The organism is Corallococcus exercitus (assembly GCF_003611585.1).
In the GTDB taxonomy this organism is placed as follows: domain Bacteria; phylum Myxococcota; class Myxococcia; order Myxococcales; family Myxococcaceae; genus Corallococcus; species Corallococcus exercitus.
In genome coordinates this window covers 20,357-29,287 of record NZ_RAVW01000071.1, presented here as the reverse complement: position 1 = coordinate 29,287, position 8,931 = coordinate 20,357, and the positions used below count along the sequence as shown (strand labels likewise).

Below are 8,931 nucleotides of genomic sequence, written 5' to 3'. Positions count from 1 at the left end.
GGTGGCTGGCGGGGATGCCGCGCGGGGGGAGCTGCGGGGCTGGGGCCGCGGAGAGGAACAGCGCGCTGGGGATGGCCCGGCCCAGATCGCGCAGGCGGCGCGCGGTCTCGAAGGCGACGAGCGCCCCCAGGCTGTGACCGAAGAACGCGAAGGACGTTCCAAAGTCCACCTCGCGCACCAGGGTGTCCACCAGGTCGTGCAACCGCGTGAATGGCGCTTCTTCCGCCCGAGCCCCCCGGCCTGGAAGCTGGATGCCCAAGACCTCGATGTCCGGGAGCAGGTCCGCCCAGCGGACGTACTCGCCCACGGAGCCTCCGCTGTGCGGGAAGCAGAAGAGGCGCATGGAGGCGTCCGGACGCCGGATGCGACACGCGAGCCAGGGAGAGTTCATGACGGCGAGGACTCCGCGATGAAGCGGGTCAGCCGGGCGACGGTGGGAGCGCGGAAGATGGCCTTCACCTTGAGCGGCGCGGAGACATGCGGACGCAGCCGGGCAATGAGCTGCGCCGCCATCAACGAGTCGCCCCCCAGCGCGAAGAAGTTGTCGTGGAGCCCGACCCGGGCCAGCCCCAGGACCTCCGCGAACGCGGTGGAGACCCGGCGCAAGACCGCCTCATCCGCGATCGACTCCGGCGCCTCGGTGGAGCCCGTGGGGGCAGCATCGGCCTGAATGGGCGCACCTGAAGGCGGCACGTTGGCGATGGCGACAGCGGGCTTCGTCACCGTCGCGGACGAGCCCGGCGCTTCGACTTCGACGAGGTAGCGCTGACGTTCGAAGGGGTACGTGGGCAGCGGCACCCGGCGACGGCGTGCGCCCCCGTGCAGCCCCTGCCAGGAGAGCGGGACGCCCGCGGTCCACAGGCGTCCGGCGGCGGTGAGCGCGCTGGTCGCATCGGACGTGTTGTCCGCGGGATGGGGCAGGGTGGCGACGGTGAGGTGGGGTCCCACGCCGGGGTGCTGACGCGCCAGCGTCGCCAGCGTTCGTCCGGGCCCGACCTCCAGGAAGATGCTCGCCGGGCCGGCGAACAACGTGTTCAGCGCATCGCCAAAGCGCACGGTGTGGCGCAGGTGCGCGGCCCAGTACGCCGGGTCCACGGCCTCTTCCGCCGTCACGGCCACACCGGTGCGATCGGAGATCCACGGGAGCTGCGGAGGCCGCCGCTCGACGCGTTGGACGCACGCAGTGAACGCTGCCAGTGACGGCTCGACGAGCGGCGAGTGTCCCGCGCCCGGAATGCGCAGCAGCCTCGACTCCACACCACGCGCCGCCAGCCCGGCCTGGAGCGCTTCAATCTCCGTCACCGGACCGGACACCGCGCACTGCGCGGGCCCGTTCACCGCCGCCAGTGCGAGTCCTCCCTGAAGCAGGGGCGTCAGCTCCGGCTCGGGCAACGGCACGGCCAGCATCGCGCCCGACGGCAGACTCGCAAGGATGCGCGAGCGTTCCAGGACCAACCGCAGCGCGTCCTCCAACTGGAACACCCCGGCCACCGTGGCCGCGGCATACGCCCCCAGGCTGTGCCCCACCACGGCGGCGGGCTGCACGCCCCAGCGCTTCCACAGCCGCGCCACCGCGTACTCGATGACGAAGACGGAGAGCTGGCCGGTGACGAACTCGCCCATCCGGGCAGCGGCCTGCTCGAGGGCGGCGGCGTCAGTGGGATCGGGATGGAGCACCGTCCCCAGGTCGAACCCGAGGAGCGGCGTCAGGTGCGCACGGCACGCGTCCACGGCTTCACGGAACGCTGGCTGCGAGCCATACAGCTCCCGGCCCATGCCCACGTGCTGCCCTCCGTGCCCGGGGAACATGAACACCACCTGGCGCTCACCGGACTCCTGCCGCGAGGACTCCTCCTGCTCCGCCAGTGAGTGAAGGACCTCGGCGATGTCCTGGCCCACGGCGAATGCGCGGTGCCTGTGCGCGCCCCGTCCCACCTGAAGCGTCCAGGCGACGTCGCCCAGGTCCACCTCGGGATGCGCACGCAGGTGCCCTCCCAGTCGCTCCACGGCGCGGGTCAACGCCACGGGTCCGTGGGCCGACAGCACCAGCAACTGAGGGGAGCGCGAACGCTCGGAGCCAGGCAGGGTGGGCGCCTCTTCCAGCACGGCATGCGCGTTGGTGCCGCCGATGCCCAGCGAGCTGACGCCTGCGCGCCGGGGGAGCCCCCCGGTGTCCCAGTCCCGCAGCTCCGTGTTCACGCGGAAGGGGCCGTGCTCGAAGTCGATCTCCGGGTTGGGCTGCTCGAAGTTCAGGCTGGGCGGCAGCTTCCGGTGCTCCAGCGCCAGCACCGTCTTGATGAAGCCCGCCACGCCCGCCGCCGCATCCGTGTGCCCGATGTTCGTCTTCACCGACCCCAGCCAGCAGGGCTGCCCCTCACGAGCACCGAAGGCCTTCGTCAGCGCGGCGACCTCGATGGGATCTCCCAGCCGCGTGCCGGTGCCATGCGCTTCCAGGTAGCTGATGCTCGCGGGCTCCACACCCGCCGCATGCAGGGCGGTCTCGATGACGCGGGACTGGCCTTCGACGCTCGGCGCGGTGAAGCCGATCTTCCCGGCGGCGTCGTTGTTGACGGCGGTGCCCCGGAGGACAGCACGGATGGAGTCTCCATCCTCGAGCGCATCCGCGAGCCGCTTGAGCACCACGATGCCCGCGCCATTGCTTCCCACCGTGCCTTGCGCTCGAGCGCCGAACGCGCGGCAGCGGCCATCCGGAGACAGCGGCCCGCCCTCGCTGTAGTGGCCGAACCGGGGCGGCACGTGCACCGACGCACCTCCCGCCAACGCGATGTCACAGTCACCCGCGAGCAGCGCCTGCGCGGCCAGATGGATCGCGACCAGCGACGTGGAGCACGCGGTCTGCACGGTGACAGCAGGCCCGCGAAGCCCCAGCTTGTAGGCCACGCGGCTGGTGAGGAAGTCCACGCCCGTCGCCAGCCGGAGCTGCCAGTCACTGGCCCCCGCCAGCAGGTCCCTCCGGGCACGCAGCGTGGACAAATAGTCCGTCTCGCTCCCGCCCGCGAAGACACCAATGGCGCCCCGGTAGCGAGCCGGATCATACCCGGCGTCCTCCAGTGCCTCCCGCGCGCACTCCAGGAACACGCGGTGCTGCGGATCCAGCATCAGGGCTTCCTGCGGCGAGATGCCGAAGGCCGCCGCATCGAACCTGTCCGCATCGGCGACGAGACCGAAGGCGGGCACCGCCTCGCCCACGGAGCGCTCGGTGGGAGGTTCGGCACAAGGCCGTCCGTCCGGACCGAAGAACGTGATGGATTCGACGCCACCTGCGAGGTTGGACCAGAACTCCGCCGCGTTGGCCGCACCGGGGAGCCGGCACGACAGACCCACCACCGCGAGGTGCGCGGAGCGATCCTCTTCCTCCATCAGGTCGAGTGACGCGCTCATTCCACTTCCTCCCCGGAGCGGTCCGACGTCAGCCGGCCCTGACGGCCCAGCAGGCGCGCACGTCCACTGCGCCGTTGCTCCTGGCGCTGCTCCTGCGCGGCCGCGGCCTCTCCGCCATCGTCCCGGCCCTGGAGATGTCCCGCGAGCGCGCGGACGGTGGGGAACTCGAACAGCGTCACCATGGGCACATCGTGGCCCATGCGCTGCTTCAGCAGGTGCTGCACCTGGGCCAGCAGCAGCGAGTGGCCACCGAGGTCGAAGAAGTTGTCCTCCGCGCCCACCCGCTCCAGGCGCAGCGTCTCGCACCAGATGCTGGCGATCCGCCGCTCCTGTTCATTCGCGAGCGGGACCTGGGGCGCCTGGGTTCCGGGCGTGGGCTCGGGCAGCGCCCGCTCATCCACCTTACCGCCGTGGGTGAGCGGCAGCGCCGTCAGCTCCACATAGGCGGACGGAATCATGTACGCCGGCAGCTCGCGGGCGAGGTGCTCACGCAGCCGCGCCGGTGAAGGCACGGCCTGTCCGGCACGAGGCACCAGGTAGCCGAGCAGCTGCGGTGCGCCACCTGGAGGGCTCCACGCGCGAACGTGCGCCTCCGCGAGTCCCGGATGCGTGCGCAGTCGAACAGCGACCTCCGCGGGCTCCACGCGGAAGCCACGGATTTTGAGCTGCGCATCCATGCGGCCCAGGAACTCGAGCATCCCGTCCGGCCGGTGCCGGACCCGGTCGCCCGTGCGGTACATGCGCGCGCCTGGGTGTGCGGCATACGGGTCGGGGATGAAGCTCGCGGCGGTGAGGTCCGGGCGCTTCAGGTAGCCGCGCGCCACGCCGGCACCGCCGACATACCGCTCTCCGGCGACGCCTGGAGGGACAGGCTGCAGCGCCGCATCCAGGACGTAGGCCGTGGTCCCATCAATGGGCTGGCCGATGGCGGGGAGTTCTCCCGCGCCCCCCATGGGCACAGGTTGCCGCTCCGCATCCGGGACGTAGGCCTTGGCGCCCATGGGCTGGCCCATCATGTCGGGCCGTGCCGCATCCGGCCCCGCGGGAAGCACCTCGCCGGAGGTGGCGGTCACGGTGGTCTCGGTGGGGCCGTACTGGTTGAACAGCCGCCACGGAAGTCCGGGCACCGGACGCGCATGGAGCCGGTCTCCGCCCGCGAGCACCGTGCGCAACTCGCACGCAGCGGGCCATGGCAGGGCGAGCAGACGTTCAGCGAGCGCGGTCGGCAGGTCGGTGAAGGTGATGCGCTCGGAGAGGAGCCAGGCCTGAAGGCGCTCCGGGGACAGGCGCACGTCCTGACCCGGCACGTGCAACGTCGCGCCCGTGGTGAGCGCGGGCCAGACCTCCGCGACGGACGGATCAAACGCGGGCGAGTAGAGCAGCGTGGTGCGGCTGTTCGCATTCAACCCGAACGCACGCCGATGCCAGCCGACGAGGTGGGCCAGCGCGCCATGCTCCACGACCACGCCCTTGGGGACGCCTGTGGAGCCGGAGGTGTACATGACGTAGGCCCGCTGACCGGGACGCGCCTCCGTGGGCAGGTCACCCCGAGGCGTGCCGGGCGCACGGAAGTCCTCGATGCGCACGCGCGCCAGCGTGGCCGGGAGTCGATCCGCGAGCGGTCCGGTGGTGACCACCTGACGGACACCGGCATCGCCGAGGATGAGCGCGATCCGTTCAGCCGGGTGCTCCGGATCCAGCGGCAGGAAGGCGGCTCCGGTCAGCATCACACCCAGCTCGGCCGTGACGAGGTCCGCACCGCGTGGCGTGCAGACGCCGACGACCGACTCCGCGCCAGCACCGTGCTCGCGGAGATGCTCGGCGAGCAGCGTCGCGCGCCGGATCAGCTCCGAGTAGGTGAGGGTGCCTGCCTCGTCACGCACGGCCACCGCGTCAGGGGTGCGCAGGGCCTGCTCCAGGACCTGCTGATGCACTGGCGGCGCAACGCTGACGGATGTCGCGGATCCGTTGCCCAGCAGGCCCTGTCGCTCCGCGTCCGAAAGCATCGGCAGGCGCGACACCGGCGTGCCGGGACTGGCCACCGCGGCCTCGATCAACCGGAGGAAGTGCGCGGCCATCCGCTCCATCGTCGAGCGGTCGAAGAGGTCCCGGTTGTACTCCCAGATGAGCGAGATGCGCGCGTCGCCGCGCTCCTTGTCCCCCAGGTGCCGGCCCGCGTGCGGAATGGCCACGACGTCCAGGTCCACCTTCGAGGATCCATTGCCGCGCTCGAAGATGGTGCACGAGGCCTCACCCAGCCGGGGACTCCGCACGGCCGAGTCATGGAAGCTGAACATGGCCTGCACGAGCGGGTTTCGGCTGGGATCGCGCTTCACGCCCAAGCCTTCGATCAGCTTGAGGAACGGATACGTCTGGTGCTCCGCCGCCTCCAAGGTGAGGTCCCGCACCTGCCGGACCAGCTCCCGGAACGACGGCGCGCCGGAGACGTCACACCGAAGGACGACGGCGTTGACGAACATGCCGATGACGTTCTCGATGTTCCGGACACCCGCCCGGGCCGCGAACGCCGAACCGATGCACAGGTCCTGCTCGCCGGTGTAGCGATGCAGCAGCGTGGCGAAGGCGGCGAAGAGAGCGTTGAAGAGGGTGACGCCTTCGGCCCGGCAGAAGGCACGCAGGGCGCCGGGCAGGGCGGGCGGCAGCTCCAGCCGGAGCAGGTCGCCGTTGAAGGTCTGCACGCGGGGGCGTGGATGGTCGGTGCGCAGCGGCAGCACCTCGGGAGCACCGGCCAGCCGCTTCCGCCAGAAGTCGAGCTGGGCCTTCATGGCTGGCCCTTCGAGGGCCTCGCGCTGCCACGACGCGAAGTCGCGGTACTGCACCGGCAGCTCCGGCAACGGCGACGGCTCTCCCCGCAGGTAGGCGTTGTAGAGCGCGTCCAGGTCCCGCATCAGCACGGAGAAGGACACGCCGTCGTGGACGACGTGATGCTCCACGAGGACCAGCTCGTGATCATCCGGAGTCAGGCGGATGAGGGTCCAGCGCGCGAGCGGCGGCTCGAAGAGCGACATGGGTCGCCGCAGCTCCTGGCTGAGGGCCTCTTCACGCCGGTGCTCGCGCTCGTCCGCGGGCAGCCCGGACAGGTCAATCAGCGGGACCTGCACCGGCGTCACGGGAAGGACGCGCTGCCATGGCCGGCCGTCGACTTCCTCGTAGGTCGTCCGCAGCAGTTCATGGCGACGGGTGATCTCCGTCAGCGCGCGTTCGAGCACCGTCAGGTCCAGACCGCCCAGCACGCGAAGGGTCGTCTGCGCCTGGTAGGAGATGCTTCCGGGGGACAGCTTCTGGAGGAACCAGACCTGTTCCTGCTGCACGGAGAGCGGCGCCCGTTCGGGGTCGGCGACGCGGACCACGGGCGGCAACGCGGCCTTCGCGGGGGTTGCGCGGCGCGACTCCAGCACCGTCGCCAGCAGGGAGATGCGACGGTGGGCGAAAAGCTCCGTCAGTGACAGCGGGAGGCCCAGCACGTCCTCGACCCGAGCGGTGATCCGCGTGGCCAACAGCGAGTGTCCACCCAGCTCGAAGAAGTCGTCCTCGATGCCGATGGCATCCAGGCGCAGTTCCTCCTGCCACACCCGGACGAGCCCGTGTTCCAGCTCCGTGCGAGGCGCGACGTACGCGCTGCTTCGGGTCGCGTGGGCTTCGGGCGTGGGGAGCGCCTGCACGTCGACCTTGCCGGTAGGGCCCAGGGGGAGGGCGTCCACGACGACGAAGGTCCGGGGGAGCATGGCTTCGGGGAGCCAGGCGCGGAGGTGCTCGCGGAGCTGCTCCGTCCCGGGGACGGCCCGAGCATCCTTTGGCGCGAACCAAGCCACGAAGAAGACGTCCTGGCCCTCGGCCCCGGGGGTACTCCGCGCCATGACGTGCGCGGCCCCGACGTGCGGATGGGTCAGCAACGCGGCGGTGATCTCCGCGGGCTCGATGCGGATGCCGCGGACCTTCACCTGACGGTCCGAACGGCCGTGGAACTCCAGCGAGCCATCCGGCAACCGGCGGCCCAGGTCCCCCGTGCGATACAGCCGTTCGCCGCCGAAGCGGGAGAACGGATCCGGAATGAACCGGTCGGCGGTCAGGTCCGGCGTGCCCACGTAGCCACGAGCCAGTCCGGGGCCACCGATGAACAGCTCTCCCGTCTCGCCCTCCGCCACGGGCCGCAGCGCCGGACCGAGGACGTGCACCTCCACGCCATCGATGGGCCGGCCGATGGACGGCAGCCGCTCCTCGGAGGATGCGTCACTGGGAGGGACGACGCCGGACGTGCTGTAGATGGTGCACTCGGCGGGGCCGTAGCCGTTCACGAGCTGGAACGGCAGCCCGGGCTTGGGGCGCACGTGCAGCCGATCACCGCCGGTGAGCATCAGGCGCAGCGCGCAGGACTCGGGCCAGGACAGCGGAAGGACGCGTTCGGCCAGCGGCGTGGGCAGGAAGACGCAGGTGATGTCCCGGGCCAGCAGCCAGTCCTGCAACTTCACTGGAGAGAGGCGGGTCTCCTCGTCGGGAGGCAGCTCCAATCGAGCGCCCGCGGCCAGCGAAGGCAGAAGGGCCATGACCAACGCATCGAAGCCCGGCGATGCAATCACGCCGATGCGATCCGCTGGTGAGAGGCCGAACGTGCCGCAGTGGTACTCGGTGAAGGCGGACAGGGCCCGGTGGCTGATCATCACGCCCTTGGGCAACCCGGTGGAGCCCGAGGTGTGGATCACATACGCGAGATGATCCGGATGGACGGGGACGCCCGGATTCACGTCCGGGAACGATTCGAGCGACAGGGCCGCCGGAGCCAGGACCTGGATGCCGTCCGCCGCGAGCCGCTCCACGGCAGGCCCCGTGCCGATGACGAACCGGGCCCCTGCCGAGACGGCCATGTATCGCAAGCGCTCCGGAGGGGCGGACGGGTCCAGGGGCAGCCAGGCCGCGCCGGCCTTGAGGACCCCGAGGACGGACGCCACCAGCTCCACGCTGCGAGGAAGGCAGATGCCGACCAGGACGTCCGGACTGGCGCCCCGGGCGATGAGCGCATGGGCCAGCCGGTTCGCATGCGCGTTCAGCGCGGCATGGGTGAGGGAGCGGGCCCGGGATGCGACAGCGAGCTGGGAGGAAAGTTCGGTCGCTCGTCGCTCGACGAGCTGGTGGACGGGGGGCAGCAAGAATCCTCCAAGCGGCCCCCGTCCGAACAAAATCAAGCGCTTAGCGGATTTGGGCCGTTTTCAGGATTTTACATGACCCGATGACACACCGTGAGACAGGGGGGCGTAAAGGCCCGCGACAGCGGATTGGCTCCCCCGTGAAAGAGCAACACCGCTGCAAGCATCCACGCAGGTGAGGTGCCCATGACACTTCGGGGGCCGGGCCGACTCACGAGCGAAAACACTCGCGCTCCAGGTATAGAGCCCCCGCTCCATTGTCATCACGCCTGAGCGCATCAACCCGCTCGGCGATGACTCATGACAAGGGAGCGCAATCCAACACGCGGGGAGTTTCCTTGAAGCGAATGAGAAGCAGCTGTCTGGC

3 protein-coding genes are annotated in these 8,931 nt (G+C 70.6%); all 3 read right to left on the bottom strand.

Annotation, left to right across the window (positions count from 1 at the left end):
- A partial coding sequence (locus D7W79_RS11975; protein ID WP_147441892.1) for a thioesterase II family protein occupies positions 1–391 on the bottom strand: 391 nt, incomplete at its 3' end.
- Positions 388–3,402, bottom strand: coding sequence for a type I polyketide synthase (locus tag D7W79_RS11970; RefSeq protein ID WP_120525498.1), 3,015 nt, complete (start codon positions 3,400–3,402; stop codon positions 388–390). The genes D7W79_RS11970 and D7W79_RS11975, both read right to left, overlap by 4 nt.
- Positions 3,399–8,567 carry a non-ribosomal peptide synthetase gene (locus D7W79_RS11965; RefSeq protein WP_158616948.1) on the bottom strand — a complete coding sequence of 1,723 codons (5,169 nt, stop codon included), beginning with the start codon at positions 8,565–8,567 and terminating at the stop codon, positions 3,399–3,401. The genes D7W79_RS11970 and D7W79_RS11965 overlap by 4 nt, the downstream gene beginning before the upstream one ends.
- Between the last annotated feature and the right edge of the window lie 364 nt (positions 8,568–8,931).